Genomic DNA, 24,119 nt, shown 5'->3' with positions numbered 1-24,119 from the left:
CGTTACCGCCTCGACGCTCACGGCGGCGGCCTAATTCCTCCTAAGCTGATGATACCCTCATATGCTCACCTTCAAGAAGTTGAAAGCTTCTGTATCAACTGATACGATTTGAATTTATAATTGCTGCGGCATAGCCGATTTAGTCCCTTGCCCCAAAGCCCACTGTACCCATGGTTGTCGGGCTGGCTAATCTTGCCCCAGGAGCATAGCTGGCATCATCACAGCGACACAAGTGCCTATAACTATGGAGCAAATCTTAAGCTATGGGATCGTCTCCATGGCACCCTATATCAGTCCACCCAGTGGCCATCAACCATAGGTCAAATGCCCCATCTGGCCCTATGGCGTCAGCTGATCTATCCCTTCGAATCCTGGGGCATCCCCAAGAGATTACCCCGACAAAAGCATGCCAATGATTAGGGTGCTTGAATTTAGATTCATTATCATCCCATTCGTTACACTGAATTGTCGTTAGCTGGTTTTAGTCTGATGCCCTCCATCGAATCCAATGATCGTCTGATGTTGATCATCATTTGCACCATTCCCTTTGCCGCGTTGCTTTACTGCGGTCTGGTCTTTGCCACGGTGTTAACGGTTCCTGCTGCTAAAACCTATCCCCTAATTTTTGGGGGAGTCTTTGCCCTCATTCCCCTAGTTACAGGGGCTGCTATCTGGATCGGCCCCCGCCGCGATTCTCATCATGACTCTGCTCAGTAATTTGGGTCGGACCCGCCACGATTCTCATCATGACTCTGCTCAGTAATCTGTTATCTTTTTTCCCCGGTCTTACCTTGGCCATGGCCTTTGGCTCTCTGGGGTACGGCGTCTGGCAGCACAGTGTTTGGAGCGTCATGCTCTGCATCTTTTTTCTCTATGGGTTTCCTGTCCTGGCCCATGGGATCCATGGTTATCTTTATCCCCTTAAAAACGGCATTACCTATCTCCAGGGCAGAGACTATTCCCCCTGGTGGGGTAGCCATCAGTTTCAGGTGATCTACATTGCGTTTCCAGCATTAGAAACCCTCTTAAGGATAGTGCCAGGACTATTCTCTGTTTGGTTGCGGCTTTGGGGTGCCCAGGTGGGAAAACAGGTGTATTGGACGCCTGGATTAGAAATTGCCGATCGCAGTTTGTTGTCCATTGGCAATGGGGTGGTGTTTGGCCATCGGGTGGGCCTGTATAGCCACATCATTAAACCGCGACGAGACAATCTCATGCTGTACCTCAAACCCATCACTATTGGTGACGGCAGCTTTATTGGCGCGGGCTCTTATATTGGCGCAGGGGCAACTCTTGCCGCCGGTAGCTACTTAGAAGCCGGAAGTCAGATCTATCCTAATGCTACGGTTACAGACACCCAGGAGGCAAGCCATGGGCTGGCTGATTAAAGCCTTCGGAGCACTGCTGGCACCCACGGCCAAACGATTTCATCAAGCTCTGGCTCAGCCCCAGGTGACCCAACAAGACTTACAACAGACACTCTTTAAGAACTTCAGTCAAAGTGCCTACGGTCAATCCCTGGGGATCGATGCCATTGATGACTGGCAAAAGATTCCCATTGTCACCTATGAAAATCTGCAGCCTTGGATAGAAACTAGGAATAAAACCGGTCTCACCTCTGAACCTGTTCTCTTTTACGAGAAAACATCGGGCAGTAGCGGTCCTGCTAAGCATATTCCCTACACTCGCTCCCTGCGAAAATCATTTCACCAGCTGTTTTGTATCTGGGCCTATGATCTGATTACCCAGGGTCCCAAATTTAAGACGGGCAAAGTGTATATGTGCATTTCCCCAAAGCTTTTGGCACCGGGGGAAATCGCAGAGGGATTCCAGGACGATTCTGAATATTTGGACCGATGGCTGCGGTGGTTACTCCATCCGTTTTTGGTGTCTCCGTCAGATGCCCATAAACCACAACCGCCTGAGGTATTTCAATCGAATCTATGTAAAACCCTGTTGTTGGAAGAGAATCTGGAGACGATCTCCATCTGGAGTCCTAGCTTTTTGATGGTTCAGCTGGACTACATTCAAACTCACCGACAGGCGTTGCAATTGCAACTGCAGGGACAGCTATCTCCGGCCCGGTCTCAGCTACTCAATGGTACAACTATCAATTGGGAGGCACTGTGGCCCCAGTTAAAGCTGATTTCCTGTTGGGATAGTGCCATGGCGGCGGATCAGGCCAGTGGCTTACAGGCCAAGTTTCCCCACACACTGATCCAGGGTAAGGGGTTACTGGCAACGGAAGCGCCCATGACGGTGCCGCTGATGGCGGCCAATGGCTGTGTGCCTTTATTGAACGAGGTGTTTTTTGAGTTTGAGGATGGGGCTGGTCAGATCTATCTGCTCCATGAATTGCAGGTGGGCCAGACCTACGAAGTGATTATTTCCCAGCGGGGAGGACTGTATCGATATCGGATGTGCGATCGCATCCAAGTCACCCACTATTACCAGGCCACCCCCTGCCTAAAATTTATGGGTCGCGGCCATGCCACCAGCGACATGGTCGGCGAAAAACTCACCCTAGACTTTGTCAGTCAATCAATAGAACAGTTAGAACTACCAGCCGCCACATTCAAATGCCTGGCTCCCAGCCTATTCCCCCAGCCCCACTACACCTTGCTGCTTGGCCATGAAGTAGAGGCTCCCCACCAACTAGCCATCCAGCTAGAACAACTTTTATGTCATGGGTTTCACTATCGTCAGGCCAGACTTTTGGGACAACTCCAGCCAGTGCAAGTACACTGCTCAGACGATATGCCCCAATGTCTGATGGCGTATCACTACCACCAGGGCAAACGGTTAGGGGATGTGAAATATCCTCACCTATTAACGACCCCCATCGATGTGCGAGCAATGTGCGGGTTCTAATCCCCTACAGCCAATTCCCTAGCAAAACGTAGGGAGCCCAAAATCAAAGATGCTGCCAGTGAGGTGAAGCGATCCCCTCTGACCTGAGCTATAGGCCCCAAACTATATTAAGCAATGCAAACGTTAATCGTTGTTTGGATAGAAATACGCATATTTTTTGGTTCTCGCTCATATCAATCATTAGTACCTCGCATCTACAACGTTATTGAGCCCCCAACTGAGCCTCGGAAATCTTGTGTTTCTGTGGCTCGTTTTTGCAGCCTGTGAGAGAATCATGATCATCCAACCATCCAGTATGTCGCCTGCTCCGGTTAAGAGAGCCCCCCATCCATTCTCCCCATTGCCCCAGATTTTTTCACCGTCCCCCGATGAAATAGAAACTGCTATTTTGGCTAATTGGATTGATGGCATTCTGGTGCTAACCCAAGAAGGGCGGCTTTTGCATAGTAATGACGCGGCTAGGAGGATGTGCGATCGCATCGCCCAAAATCAGCCTTGCATCCACCAGGTGCCCCAGGAAATCTGGGAAACCTGCCAGATTCTGATCCAAAGCCGCAGCAATGTGGCTTTGCCTCCGGTCACGGCAGAATCAGAACTGTGGTTACAGAGTTCGCAGGATCAGTTCCGCATTCGAGCCCGGTGGTTCACAGTGAACAATCGGGTTGATCCCTACATTCTGGTGATTTTAGAAAACCAAAAGCGTTCTTGGCAGAATCTGGCGATTACAGAAGCCATTCGGTATGACTTGAGTCCCCGTGAAGCGGATGTGTGGATTTTTCATCGCCTCGGCTTACGGTATCAAGAAATTGCGGCGAAGCTCCACATAGCGATCAATACGGTTAAAAAGCATATGAAAAATGCCTATGCCAAGCGGGAGCTAGTTTCCTTTGGGGAGAATGATTACACCGATAAACTAGCCAGTTGACCGTCGGTGGCCAGAGATATACTAGCGGAATTGCTCATGATATGGGTATATGGCCAGTTCCTCAGGCGATGACGGATCGGATTGCAATGAATGTAGTTCCCGTGGGTATCAACTTAAGCCGGAAGATCCTGGCTAGGTGGGGAATCAGAGGCCAGAAGCCAGTGAGAACCTGATTCCTGACTTCTGAATACTATCCTTGGGAAAACGTCTCGCTTTGAGTTGTTATCCTCCCCGACAGAATTGGTTTCGCGTTAAGACCAATGGCTGTCATTGAAATATGCCATGGGTGGGGATCGGATGGATGGAATTTCGATGGCGGTTACGGCGGGGTATGCTGGGTTGCAAGGATGTGGGTGTTGAATGCAAAGGTGCGGTCGGGGGTGATCCCAGGGGATGCTGGGTGGAGAAGCTTTGGGTGTTGCAGCAAATGTTTGGCTGGGGGTGATCCCAGCCTACGGGGAGCTTAACCTGGCTAACGACGACGGCGGGCTGTTTTGTGGGTAATGATGCAAAAAAGTAACCTGTAGCTTTTTTGTTTGAAATAGCTCTGGGCTGTGTAGAAAAAGTACCCAATTGGGTACTGCGCAAAAGCCTATAAAAGAACGCATCATATAACTAGCTGAATCGTCATTGAGGAATGGGTTATAGCCACAAACGTCCTAAATTTGGGCTACTAACCGGGTATTGTTCCTCTCTTCATCACTACAACAGGTCCATATCAACACCAAAGAAATAAAACAATGGCAACGCTTTCACTGATCCGAGCAAAGACCGATCCAAGTTTTCCTCCTAACACAGTTGCAGAGATCCGCTTTGACAGTGCTTCGATGACGACTATGACATTTCCTACGGCCAATCAATGGACAAACTGTCCACCCAACAGCAAAAGCTTTGTTTCTACCGGAAACCTGAAGCTCTATATGTATGGGTCACATATTGATACATGCCCAAATTCAATTACTCCAAATCCAAACCAAATCGGTTATCAGCGTGTGCTTAGCACTGCCATGGGGCCAATTACTGTAGAGTACAATGTGATAATGTGATCCCGTAAGCTCTTAGCTTGGCAACTAGGATGGTCTCTGTCTATGGCTTCATAGCAAACGCTGAGCATAATGATTAGTATCTATAATTCCTGGGTAGCAGCCTTTTAAGTGGGCTGACCCAGGAATTATTGTGCTTAATATTGTCACAAGCAACTTGATAGCTGTACACACCATGTATCCTTATTAGAGGAAAGGTTATCAAGCGCTGGGGTACAGCTTTGTCTGATAAGCAGTATTTATGTAGAGCCTGGATTGCCAGTAACATTATTGGCTGTATGCTGCTATTTCCCAAAGTGGCTTTGGGGCAGGTTCTACCCGATAGTACAACTGGGACAACGCTGACCTCAGGTACAGAGTCGTGCTTGCCGAGTTGCACCATCGGTGGAGGCATAAGTACCCCGACCAATCCGAATCTTTTTCATAGCTTTGATCAATTTTCAGTTTCCACCGATGGCATAGTCATATTTGAACATAGCCCGACGATTCAAAACATTGTAGCCAGGGTAACAGGCGCAAACGCTTCTATTATTGATGGTCGGATTCGTACTAGCAGCACCAACAATAATGCCAATCTTTTTTTGATTAATCCTGAGGGCATTACCATTGGCCCCAGAGGTGGTTTAGATATTGGTGGCTCTTTTGTGGCTACAACAGCAGATGCCATTCAGTTTGGTGGCCAAGGACTCTTTAGTGCTATCGATACTACCAGTAATCCGGCATTGTTGACGGTCAATCCATCCGCCTTTCTGTTTACCCAAGATGCCCCTCAACCCATTGTCAATCAGTCCATTGCCCGTAACCCTGTGAACCCTTTTCTGACTGATGGTTTAAAGGTTAAAGAAGGCAAAAGTTTAATCCTATTGGGGGGCAACGTGATCCTGGAACGTGATCCTACTAATAGCTCCAGGAGACTTCCTCTAAGGGCTCCTGGCGGCCAAATTGCACTAGGGGGTGTCAGCAGCTCCAGTGTCGTGGGCCTGGATATTAACGGTGACACTCTCAGCTTGAGCTATGCAGACGATGCATCGCTAGCTGATATCAGCATAAATGATACAAATATCAATTTGTCTGATATCTCTAGCGGTAGGGCTGGCAAGATTACCATCAATGCAAACTCTCTTTCTCTTAATAGAAGTGACATTGAAAGCAATACTAGTGGCGTAGAAAATGCTGGAACTATAGTGATACGTGCAGATGACTCTGTGACAATTCAAAATGGCAGCACTATTGCCAGTTTTTCTGCTGGCCCCGGTTCAGGCGGCAGTATAGAAATTATTGCTGGAGACATTTCCTTAATTAGTGGCAACTTATCAGTTACTACCCGTGGTACGGGCAATGCTGGACAAATTTTTTTAGATGCTGAGACAATTTCCCTCGATAGAAGTACCAATGCTTCTGATTTAGGTAGTAGTATCCGTAGTGATGCTGATTCATTTGGTGAGGCAGTTGGGAATGTCGGTGAAATTCAGATTCAAACTAATATACTCTCGCTCAATGGTGGTTCAACGATATCTATTCTCACCAGGGGTGAAGCAGTCAATCTAGAGTCCTCAGGTGCCTTGACTATTGAAGCCCAAGATTCTGTTTCCTTGAGTGGTGAAAGCTCTATCTCAAGTGAAACCTTTGGACAAGCCAATGCTAGCAATATAGAAATTACTACCGCAGCATTATTTGTTGATGACAGTGTCATTTCAGCAGCCGTTAATGAGGAAGGAAGTGCTGATTCGGATGCTACAGGGCAAGGCGGCATTATTACCATCGATACCCAGCTTCTATCTCTGGAAAATAACGCTCAACTGACCTCTAGTACTTCTGGGGCAGGGGATGGTGGTGCCATTTTGATTAATAATGCTGACTTAGTTTCCCTTTCCGATAGTTTTATTTCTGCGGAAACAAGTGCAGCTGGTGCGGGTGGAGATATTGACATTGGTACTGTACAACTTACCGCAGATGCAGGTTCCAGAATCTCAGCGACTGCCACGACTACAGCTGATGCAGCAACACAAAGTGGCGATGTGATGATCAACGCTACTCAAATTAATTTATCCGGGGAAAACACAGGTCTACTAGCAGAAACCCAAGGAGATGCTGCCGCAGGCTTAATTGCGCTGGGAGCCACTGATAATGGAGCAATACTGACCATCCGTTTTCAAGAGGGAGCCGAGATCTCCGCTGCTACCAGCGGCAGTGGTACTGGTGGCCAAATTCTGGTCACAGCCCCCGAGTCTGTTATCCTCAGTGGCGATGGCAGCCTCTCCAGCCGGTCCACCGGTTCAGGTCCCGCAGGCGATGTCTTCCTTCAGACCGATGGCCTACTCAGAGTCCAAGACGGAGCCCGAGTCGAAGTCAGTGGCAACAGCACCGGCGACAGCGGCACCCTAGAAGTCACCTCAGCCATCGCTATCCTCAAGGGTGGTCAACTTCTCGCCTCTACCCAAGCCGGGGAAGAAGGCAATATCGACCTAAACATAGCCAACGTCCTCCTCCTCAGGGGCGACAGCCTGATCTCTGCTGAAGCCTTCAACGATGCCAACGGCGGCAACGTCGACATCACCGCCCCTTTTATTATCGCCCTTTTCGCCGATGGTCCTAACGGCAACGACATCCAGGCCAGCGCCCAAGCCGGTAACGGTGGCCTCATCACCATCCAAACCAACGCTCTCTTTAACCTTGCCGAGAATATTGCTGTCCAGGGCAATATGACCAACGACCTCGACGCCAGCTCCGGCACCGGCATCAACGGCGAAGTCATCATTACTAACCTGCAGGTAGACCCCATCCAAGGTACCAACACCCTAGCGGCGGCCCCCAGCTCCCCTGAAATTGCCCAGGGTTGTCAGGCCAGTGGTAACGGCACGAGTCAATTTATCGCCTCAGGCCGCAGCGGCGTTGCCCCCGGCCCCTATGATTCCCTCAGTAGCCCTGGCCTCCAAGATGATATCTACCCACCCGGCCAAACCGTTTCTCAGCAGGCTGATGTAGCCCCGCCTGATACCTCTCATCAGGCTGCTGCTGTATCTCCCCAGACAATGACCGAAGCCCAGGGCTGGCGAAGAAATGCCCAAGGCGAAATCGTATTAGTCGCCGAACCCCTCGCCGACCAAAGCTTATGCCAAAGAATATCTGCCCCCGGAATATCTTGATATGCAGCCTCCCCCTGTGAAACTAGGACGCCTCTGTCTCCGCTTGTTCCTATTAGCACTCCTCAGCTTTGTTATTACTTCTCAGACCCCGGCCATAGCTACCGTAGGCCGTGACCTTTTCTCTCCGGCTACAGCCCCAGAGCACTCCCCATCTGCAACAGCGACACAGCCATCCCGGATGTCTCCCTTCGTAGGATCGCCTGACAGGTGGGGATCTACAGATAGCACTACCTTCCAAAGCGCGACCGCCAGGGCGTTCTCCACAGACGATGACGATATCCTTCCCCCCCTGCCAACCACCACAAAAAACAACCATTCCCCCGTCGCCCAAGCCACCTTGTCATTACTCCAAGATGGCATTCGTCACTACCAAGCAGAACAATTTGCCGCCGCTATCCAGTCCTGGACCCAAGCCCTCACCAATGCCGCCACCCAAGACCTGCACCAGGCCCTCCTATTGAGTAATCTCTCCCTCGCCCATCAACACCTGGGGCAACTCGACCAGGCCACCGATGCCATTCACCAAAGTCTCCACATCCTTAAAACCCTTGCCCATACCTCCCCCTCTGCAGACTATTGGGAGACCATCGCCAAAGCCCTCAATGCCCGAGGCCGCTTAGAATGGACCCAAGGCGATACCCAGTCCGCCCTGGCCACTTGGCAAGAGACCACCGCCGCCTATGAGCGAGCAGGCCATGACCATGGCATTGTCCTCAGTTTGATCAACCAGGCAAAGGCCCTACAAACCTTAGGGCTACATCTGCGGTCAAAAACTATTCTGGAACAACAGGTCTACCAGCGTTTACAAAATTCCCAGCTCGATCCCACCCTCCGGGCTGCTGGACTATGGCACCTGGGCAATGCCCAACGACAGTTTGGCCAACTGCTCGACGCCCAATCATACTTACGGCAAAGTCTGGACATTATCCAGGCCAACCACCTGGATACCCTACGGGGGCCTGTCCTGATGGATCTGGGCAATGCTGAGCGCGCTCTGGGGGATGGCACCAGCGCCATTGGTAAAATTGCAGCAGCAGCCCATCGGGAATCGGCCCTCCAGGCATACGGGGAAGTGGCAGCAGGTGACTATGCCCCCATGACCCAGCTGCAGGCCCAGGTCAATCAGTTAAGTCTGTTGATTGACCTGGAAAAATGGTCTGAGGCTGAGGCTTTATGGCCCCAGATCTGGTTCCGGATATTACCTCCCACCGGCACCGCCACGGCCTTGTCCCCTAGCCGCACCGCCATCTATACCCAGCTCAATTTTGCGAAAAGTTTGGTCCGCTTAATGGTGATGGCAGACATCCCACACCAGGGCAGAAAACAAGCCACCGAACCAGTCTCGCCGTTGCCCACAACTATAGCCAGCACCCTAGCGACATCAGCCGACATCGATACCCTTTTAATCAACGCGGCCCAACAGGCTGATGCATTGGCCGATCCCATTGCCAAGTCCTATGCCCTGGGGCAGCGGGGTGAACTGTACGAACTCAATGCTGACTGGCCCAAGGCCCAGGCCCTGACCCAGAAAGCACTGCAGCTCACCATCACCAACGACTATCCCAATGGTCGCTATCGTTGGCAATGGCAACAGGGCCGGTTATTTAAACAACAACAACAACCGGATAAAGCCATTGCATCTTACCAGGGGGCCGTGGAAACTCTGTCCCTGGTGCGTCAAGATCTGCTCTTTATCGATGCAGAGGTTCAGTTTTCCTTTCGCGATAACGTCGAACCCGTTTATCGGGAACTGGTGGAATTATTGCTCAGTGATGACAACAACAATGGTCCCATTAAACAAAACTTAGACCTGGCCATCCAACAAATTGACAATCTTCAACTCAGCGAGTTAGAAAACTTTCTCCGTTGCAGCTTAGGCACTACTGCCCCCATTAACCAGTTCGAGGCCGCCGCCAACACGGCCATTCTTTACCCGATCATTTTAGAAAATCGTCTGGGGGTTATTTCCCAGATCCAAGGCCAGAAACGGTTCACCTCCTTTCCCATGGATCAAGCAACCGTAGAAGCTACTTTAAAACAACTGCAAACTGATTTAAGCGTAGCTCCCAACCGCACCCCCAAGGTAATCAAAACGGCCCAGCTGGTCTACGACTGGTTGATTCGTCCCCTGGAGGCAGACCTGGAGCGAAATCAAATTGAAACCCTAGTCTTTGTGCTGGATGGGTCCCTGCGCAATGTTCCCATGGCGGTATTGCACAATGGCCAACAATACCTGTTGGAAAAATACACGATTGCCATTGCTCCTGAATTAGAGCTGTTTAAGCCTACACCGCTGCCTCCAGACCTCAAAGTGTTTACCGGGGGCGTGGGCCAGCCCCAAAGTATCGAAGGACGGAACTTTTCTGCCATTGAAAAGCTAGATGCAGAACTGGATGCGGTGAGTCAGCTTTTTGGTCCCCAACCCCCCATTACCAATGAAGACTTTAATGGCATGACGCTGCAGGAGCAGCTGAGTACGGGCAACTTCTCAGGCATCCATCTCAAAACCCACGGGGTGTTTAGTTCCGATCCTGAGGAGACATTTATCGTGGCCTACGATGAATTAATCCTGGGGCAGGAGCTGGGGGATCTGATCCAGATCGGTAGCCGTCAAGGGGAATCCCCCATCGAGTTACTGGTCCTCAGTGCCTGTTCAACGGCTACCGGGGATAATCGCGCTATCCTAGGTTTGGCCGGGATTGCGGTGCGGGCGGGGGCACGCAGCACCCTATCCACCCTGTGGGAGGCCCAGGATGAGCCGAATACCAAAATGATGGTCCAGTTTTACCAAGAGCTAAAAAAAGATGGCACCACTCGGGCCCAGGCCCTGCACCAGGCTCAGCTAGCCCTGATGAAAGATTACCCGGCCCCCCACGTGTGGGCCACCTATGTGTTAGTGGGGAACTGGCTGTAGATCTATTGTTTGATCACCCCTGCTGTAGAACAATAGATCTACCGTGGCCCTTAACCATCGATCATCATGACGGGACCCACCACCGGTACCTGGGTAAACTCATCCAGGTCAACGGCCTCCAGTAGCTCCACCCAGAGCGGTATCTCCCTAGGTGAATTCTCTACTTGGTCCAATAAATAATCAATGGTGTCGTACCAGAGCTCTGAAGAAATAGTCTCAATATTCTCCTCTAGCTCAGGGGTGGCCGCCACGGGTTGTATCCAGCCATCAATACTTAACTTGTTTTGGGAGTCAGCCTCCGCAGTGCAGTCTAGGATCAGATACCAATGGTAGTAGGCTCCCTTTTCCAGACTCGCGGCCTGATCGGCGGGCAGGGTAATGCTGAACAACCCTGGTTGATCTGGTAGCTTAAATGCGGCGGCGTAAACTTCCTGCTGTTCATCCTGCGTCAGAATGGAGAACTCACCCTGGGCCACATCAGCGGCTGTGTAGGGCGTGTAAAACCAGAAGGTGGGCTGGTCGGATATGGTTTTGCCATGCACATCAACGGGGGTGATGGCCGTTAGGGGCTGCGGTGTTTGGAAACAGACGGACTCAGGACCAAGACTTCCCCCTGGTCTGCGTTGGCCGTTTGGTGGTGGGGTGGATGGTGCCGGTGGCAAATTCGCTTGCTGAGAATGGCCGCCATGGGCGGCAATCTCCTGGGGAATAGCGGCGGCTAAGGGGGCATAGCCTAGGTGACTAAATAGTAGTGCCAACGTAAAACTGGCGGGGGCTAAACGGTTTTGCGATCGCATCTTTCAAGTCCTCATAGTTAATTAAGATTTCCAGGTCAAACGATTAGACAACTTACCCCTGATGGCGTGTAGGGCGCCACGCCGATAGACTAACAACAAACCAGCGGTCCCTGCCAATGCTAACAGGGCCGGAATAAACGGCACCCATCCTCCTTGCACTAAAATTACCAGACAGATTTGGCGTAGACCGAGCACCGCCACCACTCCGCCAATGCCCAACCATAGGGTCGAGCGTAGTCGCCACCCTAAAACTCCCCCCACCATTGCCCACCCCCAAATCCACAGCATGTCCCCCCATTGCCACTGGCCCCACTGGGGCAGCATCCACATCAGGGGCCGCTGATCCAACACCGCACTCAGCAGGTGGCTCACCCCGTGGGCATGGACCCACACCCCCGGCAGCTGACCATAGGGCGTTTCCTGATAGTCCTGACCAATGGGGTCAATGACCCCCATCAGAACGATGCGATCGCGCACCTCATCCGCCCCTACTTGCCCCGCCAAAACTTCCGTCAGGGAGACCCGTGGCGCAGGCTTAGGGGTAAAACGATAATTCAACAAAATCTGACTGCTTTGACCATCCAACTGTTGATAGCCCGCAGCCCGCGTCGCCAATCGATCAAAAACAACAGGTCCCAATTGCCATTTTTCATCGTCATTTCCCCCCAAGGGTTCAGTCCCTTCCCCCTGCAAAAACCGTAGCGCTAAGCTTAAACTCAAGCTGTAGGGTGTGACACAGTTTTGCGAAACATCCCCCAACCTAGGGCTGTAGGACAACAACTGACGACGCACCACCGGACGATTGCGATCATAAGCACCATCCGTCTCTAAATCACTAAACCCCACCTGTTGTTGCGCCTGCTGAGTCGAAAATTCAGGCGGATAGCCCAGCAGTAATCGATCTTTTTGATCAAAAGAACATACCGTAATCAGGTTAGGAGAGTTATTAAACTGTTCGATCAGCTGCTTTCTCCCCGGTTCATTGGCCTGATACCGATGCATATCCACCCCAATGGCCCGAGGCTGATAGTCTGCCAACGTTGCCAATGCCTTAGCCAGCACATCATCTTTGACCGGATAGCCATACTGGTTAGTATCTTTCTCATCGATCTCCACCACCAAAAGGCGTGAATCCAGCGCATCCTGATGGTCCCACGCCGTTGGCCGTGCTCTCACTAGATGGTCGTAGGCCCTTAGCTCCACCGGTTGCAACAGCCCCAAGGCCCTCACCAATACTAAGGGAATTGTTACCGCTAGGCTGGCCAACAAGCCATGGCGCAACGTTGTCTTTCTTCTCTCCAGGGGCCGACGCTGGGGCTTCAGCTGCTCCTCGATGGGTGACAATTTTACCACTTGGTTCGAGAGTCTCTGCCAGCTGAGGGGCGCTTCCGTCGGATTCTGAAAAATCACCGGCAACCAACTGGCACAGGGATATTTAGTCTCGATCCCCTGCAATTGTTCCCGCGCCGTTCGCACTGCCGTATAAAAAGGTTCTCCTCGAGCAAACACCTGCAAAAAGTTTTGCAGAAACGTATGGGCTACCTGATCCACCACCGGTTCTCTCATCACAATCAGCTGGGGTAGGTTGAGATCCGCCAATGCCCGCGCCAGCCCTAACCCATCACAAGAATTAAAAATAGCCAGTTTGAGACCACGACTAATGGCAGCCTTCAGGGCATGTCTCAATTGGTCAATCGATAACCGTTCCTGACCATTGAGAAACAACTCCCCGATTTGCCCCTCGCCTCGACTGGTGCTGTGCCCAGCAAAAAAGAAAATGTCCCACCCTTTCTCGTCCCATAGATGCTGATTCAGCTCTGCCCGCATTGGCTCGTTTAGGACAATGGTTTCAGCACCGGAGTCTTCTAGGATCATCCGATCTGGCTGCACATTGATCCCCTTACTATGGCCCAAAATCACCAAAATCCTGATCCGCTGCTTAACCTGGGCGGGCAGTGCCTGTACTTTTCCATATTGTTGAACACTTAAGGCAATCTCTGCCTTACCGTAATGTTCAAAAAACTGCCAGAGATGCCAGGGTAATTTCTGCAGTAAAAGATCTTCAGTTTCAATGATGAACCGAATACTTTCCTTGGGATCTAGCTGGGTTCGTAGCTGTTGATCAATGGTCCGAAACTCAGGAGAATGTAGCCAATTGTTGATCTCCTCTTTGAGTTTTTCACACAGCTGCCAAAAATCAGCCCTCGATACATTTGTCAACCCATCTGGCTCAAACTCAATGGAGCTGCGCATCGAAGGGCCGGACCCAAAAGGATTGTGCAGGGCTTCATAAAACCGTTGCCATTCCCGATATAGCTTAGGGAGAGCCGGAGCCGGAGGCAAACTACCGATATATTGAACGGGCACCTGATTACCCTCAAGCCACAGCCGAGCGGTGACTCCAGATAAACCCGTTTCACAGTTGCCTGTGCCTAGATTTAATACGACCAGTGGACTCATAGGAGCATGCCAGCGAACAATCAAATCGCAAACGTTTCACTGAAAGTTAGCCCGACGGGACTAACTTCAAATTCCCAACTGTTTCGTTCATAATGCTACTGTTTGTACCTCTCAAACCCGAATTTCATAGGATGAATTTCAGGTTGTGAGCTTGGTTCGTTCCCATAGATGCCCCCTAAATGCCCTACAGATGTCCCCTAAATGCCCTACAGATGCCACCACAGATAACCCCATATTATTAACTAGGTTCAACTAGGCAAAAATATGCAAGGTGTCTGTTGTTGCATACAAAGGTTGCATACAAAGGTTGCATACAAAGGTTGTATACAAAGTACGACCAGCCCAGCCTAATTCAGCGGCTCTAAGTCTAGGTCCCTCAGGATGGTGGAATCTTGGGGCTGCTTCGGTTTAAAGATGGCTTGCAAGGACTGCTCTAGGGTTTCCCCCATGGCGATGCGGTTTTGGTAGGCTACAATCACCCGAGCTAAAATTGGCAACTGGTTTTGCGTTGCTTCTAAGTAGAGCGGCTCCACGTACAGCAGTGACTCTTCGATGGGAATTACCAGCAGATTGCCTTGGTTGGCCTGGGAGCCCTGGGTATTCCATAGGGATATGCGCTGGGAGATCTCTGGATCTTGGTTGATGCGGGCTTCGATCTGTTCAGGGCCGTACACCAGTTCCTGCTTGGGGAACAGATAGAGCAGCATGCGGCCATATTGGCTGCCATCGGATCGCGCCGCCAGCCAAGCAATCAGGTTATTCCGCTGGGATGGGGTGAACGGCCGCAGGAGCACAAATTCCTCTTCCTCCTCCTGGGGCAGTTTCATGATCAGATAGTAGGGTTCCACCACCTGGAACTCATTGGCATAGATTTCATTGGGAGCCCGCCAGGTATCTTCCCGGTTATAGAAAATCTGTGGATCGGTCATGTGGTAAACCAGCAGCTGGTTGGACTGTATTAGGGAATAGTCCTCGGGATAACGGATGTGGGCCATCAGGGCTGGGGGCATGGTGTCTAGGGGTTGGAACAGCTTCGGAAACAGCTGCGCCCAGGTTTGAATAATCGGATCGTCGGCATCGGCCACGTAAAAGGACACTGCGCCACTGTAGGCATCCACCACCACTTTGACGGAATTGCGAATGTAGTTAAAGGGTTGTCCCCCTGGGTCGGAATAGGGATAGCGATCGCTGGTGGTATAGGCATCAATCATCCAGTGGAGATAGTTGCCCTCAGGATCGATGGGTATTGAGTGATCGGAGTCGGCCTGGGCCTGGGCATCGGCCACCACCAGATATGGGTCCCCATCAAACTGTAGAAACGGTGCGATCTGTTTTACCCGCTCTTGAATATTGCGGCGAAACAACAGTTTTGTTTCGGGGGTAAAGTCGTTGGTAAACAACATTTGCCAATCCCCCAGGTGCTTGGCATAGAGCAGCCGCTGCCACAGGTGCCCAAGACTGATGCCGTCCTTCCCCCCATAGGTGGTATAGATATTGTTGTTTTCTCCGGGGTAGTCCAGTTCGGGCACGCGCGTGCCGGTCATCACATAGGTATTGGTTAACTCGCCAAAATAAATCCGAGGCCGCCCAATGGGAATACTGCGGGCCACATCGTCATTGCTGGGTTCATGGGCAATGTCTCTGATGAAATAGTCCGGCAGGCCGCCGACAGCAGCCGTATTCACCGGGCTCATGGTAAAACCGTAGCCGTGGGTGTAGGTGAGGTGTTGATTCACCCAGGTTTTGGCAGTCTCTTCCAGTTGGGTGGAGTTTAGCTCACGGGCGGAGATCAGCACCTGCCGCCGTTCCGTAGTGCCGTCGGCCTTGGTGAGGGTATAGCGATCCACATCGGCATCGACAAATTCGTAATAGGAACGAATCTCTTGGAGTTGTCGGTTACTTTCTAGCAGGGGTCGGGTGTCCCATAACCGAATATTCCGCACGGTGAGATCGTTGTTGCTTAACTTTTCTGCCGTGAGGTTATTTTTGGGGACAAAATTCTCATCTTGAATATTGGTGAGATTAAAGCCCTCACGGGTAAAGGCAATGGAGCGCTCAATGTAGGGCTTTTCCCGCTTAAATTCATTGGGCTGCACCACCAATCGCTGTACTACCCAAGGTGCGACAGCTTCGCTCAGGAGGGCAATGATCAGATAGATGACCAGGAGCTTGGCAAAGGCGGGTAGCTGATAGCTGGACTGGTGGCTGAGCTGGCGCGTCATGGAGCCCAGCATCGCCCGCACCAGGGCGACAAAGGCCAGACCGAGGATGATCAGACTGAGGGCGGTGTGGACGGGTAAGTCCACTAGGACATTGGTGTAGCTAGCTCCGTAGGTGACACCCTGAGAGGAATAGAGCAGTTCGTAGCGGCCGAGCCAGTAGCCGAAGCCCGTGGTTAATAGCAGGGCACTGGTCAGCCCGTAGAGGTGCCGTTGTTGGGGGGCTGAGAAGCCGACAAACCGTCCCTGGCTCAGGCTTTTGCCAGCAAGTAAATAGACTAGGGTCACGGCCACCAACGTGGAGAGAAATAGCCCCGACAGCCAAAATTCCCCCAGTTCGAGCACGGGCAGCCGAAAAATATAAAAGCTAATGTCCTGATGAAACAGGGGATCGCTCTGGTTAAAACTGGTGGGGTTTAAGGCGGGTAAGACCCGTGACCACTGGGATGCCAGCACCAGGCTAAAACTGAGGCTGAGGCTGAGGGTGGAGATGGCCGCCCCAACTCGGGGATAGAGCAGGAACCCGAGTCCCATGGCTAGGAGGAGCGCCCCCTGCCAGGGCTGAGTAATTAAGGGTTTCAGGATGGGCCACAGGGTGTCGATGTTGAGCCACAGGGGGAGCGTGGGCAGGGGCTCGACCGTGATGTAGTGCCAGCGAGCTAGGGCCAGTTGGCCGTGGTATAACACCGACGCGGCCAACAGCAGGGCGAGGGTGCAAGCGACGGGGAAGAGCCGCCCCAGGCCGATGCCCTGCCGCCGGTTTTCCTGGCTGGGAACAATGCAGTAGTCGTCAAAGCTGAGCTCTTGGGCCCGCCATAGGTTCATTCCGGCAAACAGCAAGCTGCCCCCAAAGGCTGTGAGACCTAAGCAGAGCTGTGTCTGCAGCCGTAGCCAAAAGGCGTCTAGGTAGTCGATGGAGCGGAACCACAGGCCTTCTGCCAGGAAGTAGGTGAGGATGTCCAGGCTGAGGATCAGTGCGATCGCAACTAATCCCCCAAGCCAATAGGCCCGCGCCAAGGATCGTCGTGGGGTCTGGGGAATGAGCCGTTCTTGCACAGTCGCCATGGCAGAGCAGGGTAGGAGCGATTTTACTTTATCTTAGACAAGCCCTGGCCCTAACATAGTGGGCCGAGCCCTAGAAACGTGGGTAGCCAGTGGGTTAGGTTAACAGGTAGACCTAGTCTGCTTCAAATACCCTTGCAAATCTATGCTTGCCGCTAATCAGCGTCAAAAACTTGACGAATCCAATGATGCACTGTTCTACAGCGCCCCCCGTTTAGTCACCCATGTGGATGAACGGTTTATTCAGCAGCTGACCGAGCTATATCAAGAACGGCTCACCCCCCACAGCTGTATTTTCGACATGATGAGCAGCTGGGTATCTCACCTCCCCAGCGATATGGAGTTTGAGCGGGTGGAAGGTCATGGCATGAACGCGGAGGAACTGGCCAAAAATCCCAGGCTGGATCATTACTTTGTGCAAAACCTCAACGAAAATCCAACCCTGCCGTTTGCAGACCGCACTTTTGATGCTGTGCTCAACACCGTTTCGGTGCAGTATCTACAGCATCCTGAAGCGGTCTTTGCCGAAATCTATCGCGTGCTCAAACCCGGTGGCATTGCTATTGTCAGCTTCTCCAATCGTATGTTTTACCAAAAAGCGATCGCAGCCTGGCGAGACGGCAGTGATGCCAGCCACATCGCCCTAGTCAAACGCTATTTTGCCTCGGTCAAAGGCTTTAGCCAATCGGAGGTGATCGCCAACCAAGGCCCCCCCATGAATCCCCTGCTCCAAATGATGGGCCTGGCCAGCAGCGATCCCTTCTATGCCCTGATTGCAGAACGGATGGAGGTTTTAGTGGGTTAGGTGTCAGCCAGTCTTACTGCCGTAGGCTTTCCAGGCCAGGTCAATCAGGCCATTGACAATGGCCACGGCGACGACGGTACTGCCTTTGCGACCGCCGATACAGATGCTGGGCATCAGGCTATCTTTTAACCGCGCCTTGGTGACTTCGGCTTCTAAAAAACCGGCGGGGGTGGCAATCACCAACGAGGGGCGAATCACATCGGTTTCGATCAGCTGGACCAAATTATTCAGGGCCGGTTGGGAATGGCCGATGACAAAGATGGCCTCTGGATATCGCTTAGCCAGGGTTTCAATGCCCCAAGCGGCTTTGGACTGATCATTTTGGGGCCGGGTGATGGCATCCATGGCCCCATACACCGGGTTAGCAAAGGTTTCTTGCAGCCGGGGGGTAATCCCGGCTTGGGCCATGGGGCTATCCACAATGATGGTGGTGCGAGCGGCCAAGGCGGCAGCCCCAGAAGGCAGGGCCTGATCGGAAAATTGGATCAGGCTTTTGTACTCATAGTCTGCGGTGGCGTAGATTACCCGACGGACGATTTCATATTCTGCGGGCGCAAACGTATGTTGACCAATTTCTTGGTCAATGATGCGTAAACTCTGTGCATCGGTAACGTGCCATTCCATAAATCCTGCCTGCGGCTTCCGCTAGTCTCAATAGACTAGCATCGTCAGCAGTTTTTCTGATATTTCCCTAGCTGAATAGATTACGTCGATATTTTTTCGGACGAAATTTGTTTAATTTAGTCGGTCGAAAATAGAATATTCACCCGAAACCGGAGCCCTTTGGTGAGTAGAAATACTTAGGCTCAAGCTCTGATGGCATAAGGCTTTAGGGGCGTTATGGATCGCTGGTCTGGCTGGGTTTAGGGGCGGATGAACCGGGTTTAGAGGCGTTGAGTCAACCGTTTTGGGTGTTGTAGACAGCAAGAAAGGTGCCCCCTTGGTCTGATATTCTGAAACTATCAAAGGCGCTCAAATAGTCTTAACGCCGCTACTGATTCTAGGAATGATTCTGGAGAGCTGGCTAGTTCGCAGTGCCTCCGGAAGCCATACTGATGATGGGCAGCGCCGTCTTGGTAATAGCAGGCAGTTTGGAGGAAATACGCAGTGGAAAGTACCCTTGGGTTAGAAATTATTGAAGTTGTTGAGCAGGCTGCGATCGCATCCGCTCGCTGGATGGGTAAAGGGGAAAAGGATATTGCTGACGAGGTGGCTGTAGAAGCCATGCGTGAGCGCATGAATAAGATCCACATGCGCGGCAGAATCGTCATTGGTGAAGGTGAGCGCGACGATGCTCCCATGCTTTATATCGGCGAAGAGGTGGGTGTTTGTACCCAGCCCAATGCCGCTGAATTTTGCAACCCCGACGAGCTGATTGAAATTGACATCGCCGTTGACCCCTGTGAAGGTACTAACCTTTGCGCCTATGGTCAGCCCGGCTCCATGGCCGTATTGGCCATTTCCGAGAAGGGTGGTCTGTTTGCCGCACCTGACTTCTACATGAAGAAGTTGGCCGCTCCCCCGGCGGCAAAAGGCAAGGTGGACATTAATAAGTCCGCCACCGAGAACCTCAAAATCTTGGCTGAGTGTCTTGACCGTGGCATCGATGAGCTGGTGGTTGTGGTCATGAAGCGTGAGCGCCACAACGACCTCATCAAGGAAATCCGGGATGCCGGTGCCCGCGTTCGCCTCATCAGCGACGGTGACGTGTCCGCTGCCATTGCCTGTGGTTTTGCCGGGACTAACACCCATGCCCTCATGGGTATTGGTGCGGCTCCTGAAGGCGTGATCTCCGCTGCCGCCATGCGTTGCTTGGGCGGTCACTTCCAAGGCCAGTTGATTTATGATCCTGCCATTGTGAAAACCGGTCTGATCGGGGAAAGCAAGGAAGCTAACCTAGAGCGCCTGTCTTCCATGGGTATCACCGATCCTGACAAGGTCTACACCGCTGAAGAGCTGGCCTGTGGTGAAACGGTTCTGTTTGCTGGCTGTGGCATTACCCCAGGTCTGCTGATGAACGGTGTTCGCTTCTTCAAGGGCGGCTCCCGCACCCAGTCCCTGGTTATTTCCAACCAGTCCAAGACCGCTCGCTTTGTGGATACTATCCACATGAAAGAGAACCCCAGCTACGTTTCTCTGAAGTAGTGGCCTAAGCCCCCCTCCCCAGGGGATTAAACGGAATTTATGTTCCTTAAGAACGCCCTAGCTATTGACAAATGGCCAGGGTGTTCTTTTGTATATATGTCATTTGGTAACGGTAAGCACTATTTGATGGACTTTTGTTGAGAAACCTTGAGTTGGGGGAGCATTTTTTCATACCGTCATAGAAGAATGAAACCTAGTGCTGCAGTAATACGGCGCTAGATTTCGTCAGATTGAACATAGCTAAGTTTTAAGGCGATTGCCCCTAGCGGGGGTATCGGGCATTTAATAAAGGATCTTTTTGGGAGGAAGAATGAATATTGCCGTTATTGGCCTTAGCCATAAGACTGCGCCAGTCGAGGTTCGGGAAAAACTCAGCATTCCCACACCTAAGGTTGAGGATGCGATCGCAAGACTCACCAGCTATCCCCACGTCAGAGAAGTTTCCGTCCTCAGTACCTGCAACCGCCTAGAGTTGCACCTGGTGCTAGTCAACACCGAAAACGGCATTCGCGAAGTCATCCAGTTTTTATCCGAATACGGCGATGTGCCGGTGGATGAACTCCGCCCCCACCTATTTATCCTGGTCCAGCAAGACGCCATCATGCATCTAATGCGGGTATCCTCCGGCCTCGATAGCCTAGTCCTAGGGGAAGGTCAGATCCTGGCCCAGGTGAAGCATGCCCTCGCCGAAGGCCAAAAGCATAATGGAGTCGGTCGGGTGCTCAGCCGTCTGTTCAAAGACGCCATTAAAACCGGCAAGCGCGTCCGCACCGAAACCAGTATTGGTACTGGTGCCGTATCCGTCAGTTCCGCCGCTGCCGAACTCGCCCAAATGAAGGTGCCCGACTTCACCAATTGCCACATCACCATCATCGGCGCCGGCAAAATGGGCCGCCTGCTAGTCAAGCACCTAGTCTCGAAGCGGGCCGTCAACATCACCCTGCTCAACCGCAGCATTGAACGGGCCAATGACCTAGCCGCCGAGTACAGCCACGTGGACATCAAAACCGGCACCATGGAAAGCATGAGCGCCGCCGTCACCAAAGCCGACATCGTCTTTACCTGCACCTCCTCCGATCAGCCGGTGCTCGACCATGACAACGTCAAGCCTTGCTTAGCCGGTCGTCCCCTCAGCCTGTTCGACATTTCCGTTCCCCGCAACGTCCACAAAAACGTTGAGGCACTAGAGGGTGTCAAAGCCTACACCGTCGACGACCTGAAAGAAGTGGTAGCCAAAAACCAAGACAGCCGTCGCCAGATGGCTCAGGAAGCCGAAGGTATCCTAGAGGAAGAGCTAAACCAGTTTCTCAAGTGGTGGAGTTCCCTTGACACGGTATCCACCATCAGCAGCTTGCGCACCAAGGTAGAAGCCATCCGGGAGCAGGAGCTAGAAAAAGCCCTATCTCGTCTGGGGGCGGACTTCTCCGACAAGCATCGCAGTGTGGTCGAGGCCCTCTCCCGAGGCATCGTCAACAAGATTCTCCACGACCCCATGACCCAGCTGCGGGCCCAGGAAGATGCCACCTCCCGCCAGCAAGCCATGGAAACCCTGCAGGTGCTCTTTAACCTGGAAGAGAAAAAGGCAGCAGCAGCTAAAAAATAGAACCCCCAATATTCATCATTAGGGACCTTCACCCCATCGGTCGGGGCATTGCATGCAATGCCCCGACATTTTTGTGACAATGTTCCATAGTCAATGTTTTGTCGGTAATAACCATGGTGCTGAGATTCCTCCGTCGTCTGATGCCGCTATTCATCGCCATCGTTTGTCTGGGCTGCACCCAGGCCCATATCATCACCCCTAACGGCACCTACAGCTACAAACAACCCAGCAGCGACGGCATCGGCAAAGTTTACATGGGCCGCGAAATTTCCCAGGTCATGGGCCATCGGGGAGCCGCTTGGCTAGAGCGTCCCAACCGCGCCACAGACGAAGCACCCGATCTGGCCGTAGATGCCCTGGGGTTAAGACCGACGGATACGGTGGCGGACATTGGCGCAGGCACCGGCTACATGAGTTTTCGCATGGCCCAGAAAGTGCCGGATGGTCAGGTCCTCGCCGTAGATGTGCAGCCAGAAATGATCCAGATGCTGGAAACGGTCCGTGATGACCAAGGCATCACCAATATACAAACCATCCAAGCAGCAGAAGACAATCCCCATTTGCCCTCAGGCCAGGTGGACTTAGCCCTCATGGTGGATGCCTACCATGAGTTTGCCTCCCCTCGAGAGGTGATGACGGGGGTAGTGGATGCCCTCAAGCCTGGTGGTCGTTTAGTCCTGGCAGAATATCGGGCCGAAAATCCGTTGGTGATGATCAAGCGGCTCCACAAGATGAGCGAGCAGCAGGTGAAAAAGGAAATGGCTGCGGTGGGTCTAACTTGGGTCAAGACGGATGATCGGTTACCCCAGCAGCATTTGTTATTTTTTGAGAAGGCAGCATAGAAGCGTTGGCTAACTCTGTTGGGGCGACACTTCGCGTTAGGCTTGCCCATGCCCATAGGGCTATACGACTCACAAATCAGACACGATCACCCCTGTCACCATGCCCACCATCCAGCTCTAAATCGACCGCCTACTCAAATAAAAACATCCCATGATCGATTCCCTCAACCTGCTTGAGATCTACCTGCAGGAATACCAAACCCTCAAAGCCGAACAAACAGCCCGTATTGGCTTTCGCGATAACCTCCTCTACGTCACCATTGCCGTATTCGGCGGTATTCTCTCTTTCACTCTCGCCAACAAAAACTACTACGCCCTGCTGATTGTGCCCTGGGTCTGTCTCATCCTTGGCTGGACCTATCTTGTCAACGACGAAAAGATATCTGCCCTCAGTCGCTACATGCGCTACGACCTTACAGAACGTATTGCTAAACTGACTAATCAATCCACCATCGACGGTATCTTTGGTTGGGAAATTGCTCATCGTAGCGATCTCAACCGCAAACGCCGCAAAATTCAACAGCTTATTATCGATCAACTCACCTTTGTCCTTTCAGGCATCATCAGTCTGATCGCCTTTTGGATTTTAATCCCCAAAATATCCATCAGCCTATGGATACTCAGCATTGTAGAACTCCTCCTAATCCTAGTTCTAGGCATAGAAATCATCATCTATTCCGATCTAGCCAAAGGATAAGTAAACCACCTCCAAGTGAAACCTGATCGGCTAAACATCGGCATCACTACCCCACACGCATGCTCAATCAATGCTTGCACCGCTCGCCGTGCCCACAGAGCACTATTAATCTCCAATTCATCAGGAAAATGCGTTTGCATCAACTGCTCAATGTACTCTTCCTCCTCCTGGGTCAGTCCGTCCTTGCCCAACTTTGCGACCTCGCTGCTGTTGACTGAGGGCAGCCTCTCCCTCCTCCTGATATTGTTGCCACCAGTCTGAAACTGTATTGCGATGCCCGCCTACGTAGCTGGCTATATCGACAAATTGTTTACCTTGTTGACGTAAGCGAATCGCTTGTTGGCGTAGATAATCTTGCGTATTAGTGGCGAGTAAGCGAGCATCACAGGTTTATTCATGCTTCCATTGTACTAATTGCCTCTTTCACTCTGCATTCTCTTAAGATGCCGGGTTAATAGATCTTACTGGACAGTGCGAAGTTCATCTCTAACTGGTGAAAGTCTCTAAAAAAGAACATCCCAGTACCCAAACGGTCTGGAATGTCCGAAACTGGCTGAAACCATTACAATCAGCCAGTTCCATTATGGAGT

The 24,119-nt window shown here is 51.9% G+C and carries 16 protein-coding genes and 1 pseudogene; 12 read left to right on the top strand and 5 right to left on the bottom strand.

Annotated elements, in window-relative coordinates:
• The first annotated feature begins 147 nt into the window (after positions 1-147).
• The 7 genes from VB741_RS11855 (at position 148) to VB741_RS11825 (ending at position 10,899) form a co-directional block, all read left to right on the top strand.
• Positions 148-420, top strand: a complete 273-nt coding sequence (locus VB741_RS11855) for a sterol desaturase family protein (protein ID WP_323365389.1) — start codon at positions 148-150, stop codon at positions 418-420.
• A 69-nt stretch (positions 421-489) separates the two neighbouring features.
• Positions 490-717 (top strand): hypothetical protein, encoded by a 228-nt coding sequence (locus VB741_RS11850; RefSeq protein WP_323365388.1) that lies wholly within the window; start codon positions 490-492, stop codon positions 715-717.
• A 29-nt stretch (positions 718-746) separates the two neighbouring features.
• Positions 747-1,388 carry a DapH/DapD/GlmU-related protein gene (locus VB741_RS11845; protein ID WP_323365387.1) on the top strand — a complete coding sequence of 214 codons (642 nt, stop codon included), beginning with the start codon at positions 747-749 and terminating at the stop codon, positions 1,386-1,388.
• Positions 1,372-2,871: a GH3 family domain-containing protein gene (locus VB741_RS11840; protein ID WP_323365386.1), complete on the top strand. Its 1,500-nt coding sequence runs from the start codon at positions 1,372-1,374 to the stop codon at positions 2,869-2,871. The genes VB741_RS11845 and VB741_RS11840 overlap by 17 nt, the downstream gene beginning before the upstream one ends.
• A gap of 274 nt (positions 2,872-3,145) precedes the next feature.
• Positions 3,146-3,796 (top strand): helix-turn-helix transcriptional regulator, encoded by a 651-nt coding sequence (locus tag VB741_RS11835; protein ID WP_323365385.1) that lies wholly within the window; start codon positions 3,146-3,148, stop codon positions 3,794-3,796.
• 1,264 nt (positions 3,797-5,060) lie between these two features.
• Positions 5,061-7,985, top strand: a complete 2,925-nt coding sequence (locus tag VB741_RS11830; RefSeq protein ID WP_323365384.1) for a two-partner secretion domain-containing protein — start codon at positions 5,061-5,063, stop codon at positions 7,983-7,985.
• A 178-nt stretch (positions 7,986-8,163) separates the two neighbouring features.
• Entirely contained in the window at positions 8,164-10,899 is a 2,736-nt protein-coding gene (locus tag VB741_RS11825; protein ID WP_323365383.1) for a CHAT domain-containing protein, read from the top strand.
• Positions 10,900-10,949: 50 nt separating this feature from the next.
• Here the strand turns inward: VB741_RS11825 and VB741_RS11820 are convergent, their stop codons facing one another.
• The 3 genes from VB741_RS11820 to VB741_RS11810 all read right to left on the bottom strand — a co-directional run bounded on the left by VB741_RS11820 (position 10,950) and on the right by VB741_RS11810 (position 17,440).
• Positions 10,950-11,696 carry a DUF928 domain-containing protein gene (locus VB741_RS11820; RefSeq protein WP_323365382.1) on the bottom strand — a complete coding sequence of 249 codons (747 nt, stop codon included), beginning with the start codon at positions 11,694-11,696 and terminating at the stop codon, positions 10,950-10,952.
• 21 nt (positions 11,697-11,717) lie between these two features.
• Positions 11,718-14,156 (bottom strand): CHASE2 domain-containing protein, encoded by a 2,439-nt coding sequence (locus tag VB741_RS11815; RefSeq protein WP_323365381.1) that lies wholly within the window; start codon positions 14,154-14,156, stop codon positions 11,718-11,720.
• A gap of 347 nt (positions 14,157-14,503) precedes the next feature.
• On the bottom strand, positions 14,504-17,440 hold the full coding sequence (locus VB741_RS11810; RefSeq protein WP_323365380.1) for a UPF0182 family protein: 2,937 nt from the start codon (positions 17,438-17,440) through the stop codon (positions 14,504-14,506).
• 142 nt (positions 17,441-17,582) lie between these two features.
• On the opposite strand from VB741_RS11810, the gene VB741_RS11805 reads away from it, so the two are divergent.
• Positions 17,583-18,242 (top strand): class I SAM-dependent methyltransferase, encoded by a 660-nt coding sequence (locus VB741_RS11805; RefSeq protein WP_323365379.1) that lies wholly within the window; start codon positions 17,583-17,585, stop codon positions 18,240-18,242.
• A gap of 3 nt (positions 18,243-18,245) precedes the next feature.
• On the opposite strand, the gene VB741_RS11800 is transcribed toward VB741_RS11805, so the two are convergent.
• A complete protein-coding gene (locus VB741_RS11800) occupies positions 18,246-18,866 on the bottom strand; it encodes a precorrin-8X methylmutase (RefSeq protein ID WP_323365378.1) in 621 nt (206 codons plus the stop codon).
• A gap of 483 nt (positions 18,867-19,349) precedes the next feature.
• Between VB741_RS11800 and glpX the strand changes: the two genes are divergently transcribed.
• From glpX to VB741_RS11780, 4 genes are all read left to right on the top strand, one after another.
• Positions 19,350-20,387: a class II fructose-bisphosphatase gene (glpX, locus tag VB741_RS11795; RefSeq protein WP_323365377.1), complete on the top strand. Its 1,038-nt coding sequence runs from the start codon at positions 19,350-19,352 to the stop codon at positions 20,385-20,387.
• A gap of 310 nt (positions 20,388-20,697) precedes the next feature.
• Positions 20,698-21,990 carry a glutamyl-tRNA reductase gene (locus tag VB741_RS11790; RefSeq protein ID WP_323365376.1) on the top strand — a complete coding sequence of 431 codons (1,293 nt, stop codon included), beginning with the start codon at positions 20,698-20,700 and terminating at the stop codon, positions 21,988-21,990.
• A gap of 113 nt (positions 21,991-22,103) precedes the next feature.
• A complete protein-coding gene (locus tag VB741_RS11785) occupies positions 22,104-22,832 on the top strand; it encodes a class I SAM-dependent methyltransferase (protein ID WP_323365375.1) in 729 nt (242 codons plus the stop codon).
• Between the two features lie 151 nt (positions 22,833-22,983).
• Complete coding sequence (locus VB741_RS11780) at positions 22,984-23,529, top strand: hypothetical protein (protein WP_323365374.1); 546 nt, start codon at positions 22,984-22,986, stop codon at positions 23,527-23,529.
• 147 nt (positions 23,530-23,676) lie between these two features.
• Here the strand turns inward: VB741_RS11780 and VB741_RS26340 are convergent.
• Positions 23,677-23,874, bottom strand: a pseudogene (locus VB741_RS26340) (helix-turn-helix domain-containing protein); the annotation flags it as partial.
• Positions 23,875-24,119: the final 245 nt, after the last annotated feature.

Source organism: Leptothoe sp. PORK10 BA2 (genome assembly GCF_034932105.1).
In the GTDB taxonomy this organism is placed as follows: domain Bacteria; phylum Cyanobacteriota; class Cyanobacteriia; order Phormidesmidales; family Phormidesmidaceae; genus Leptothoe.
Note: the sequence above shows the minus strand (reverse complement) of the source record. Positions and strands in the feature narration are given on the sequence as shown.

Coding starts and splice junctions, on each gene's coding strand:
- VB741_RS11785 (WP_323365375.1), top strand. CDS start 22,104: ATGGTGCTGAGATTCCTCCGTCGTCTGATGCCGCTATTCATCGCCATC.
- VB741_RS11840 (WP_323365386.1), top strand. CDS start 1,372: ATGGGCTGGCTGATTAAAGCCTTCGGAGCACTGCTGGCACCCACGGCC.
- VB741_RS11805 (WP_323365379.1), top strand. CDS start 17,583: ATGCTTGCCGCTAATCAGCGTCAAAAACTTGACGAATCCAATGATGCA.
- VB741_RS11800 (WP_323365378.1), bottom strand. CDS start 18,866: ATGGAATGGCACGTTACCGATGCACAGAGTTTACGCATCATTGACCAA.
- VB741_RS11850 (WP_323365388.1), top strand. CDS start 490: ATGCCCTCCATCGAATCCAATGATCGTCTGATGTTGATCATCATTTGC.
- VB741_RS11845 (WP_323365387.1), top strand. CDS start 747: ATGACTCTGCTCAGTAATCTGTTATCTTTTTTCCCCGGTCTTACCTTG.
- VB741_RS11810 (WP_323365380.1), bottom strand. CDS start 17,440: ATGGCGACTGTGCAAGAACGGCTCATTCCCCAGACCCCACGACGATCC.
- VB741_RS11825 (WP_323365383.1), top strand. CDS start 8,164: ATGTCTCCCTTCGTAGGATCGCCTGACAGGTGGGGATCTACAGATAGC.
- VB741_RS11815 (WP_323365381.1), bottom strand. CDS start 14,156: ATGAGTCCACTGGTCGTATTAAATCTAGGCACAGGCAACTGTGAAACG.
- VB741_RS11780 (WP_323365374.1), top strand. CDS start 22,984: ATGATCGATTCCCTCAACCTGCTTGAGATCTACCTGCAGGAATACCAA.
- VB741_RS11790 (WP_323365376.1), top strand. CDS start 20,698: ATGAATATTGCCGTTATTGGCCTTAGCCATAAGACTGCGCCAGTCGAG.
- VB741_RS11835 (WP_323365385.1), top strand. CDS start 3,146: ATGATCATCCAACCATCCAGTATGTCGCCTGCTCCGGTTAAGAGAGCC.
- VB741_RS11820 (WP_323365382.1), bottom strand. CDS start 11,696: ATGCGATCGCAAAACCGTTTAGCCCCCGCCAGTTTTACGTTGGCACTA.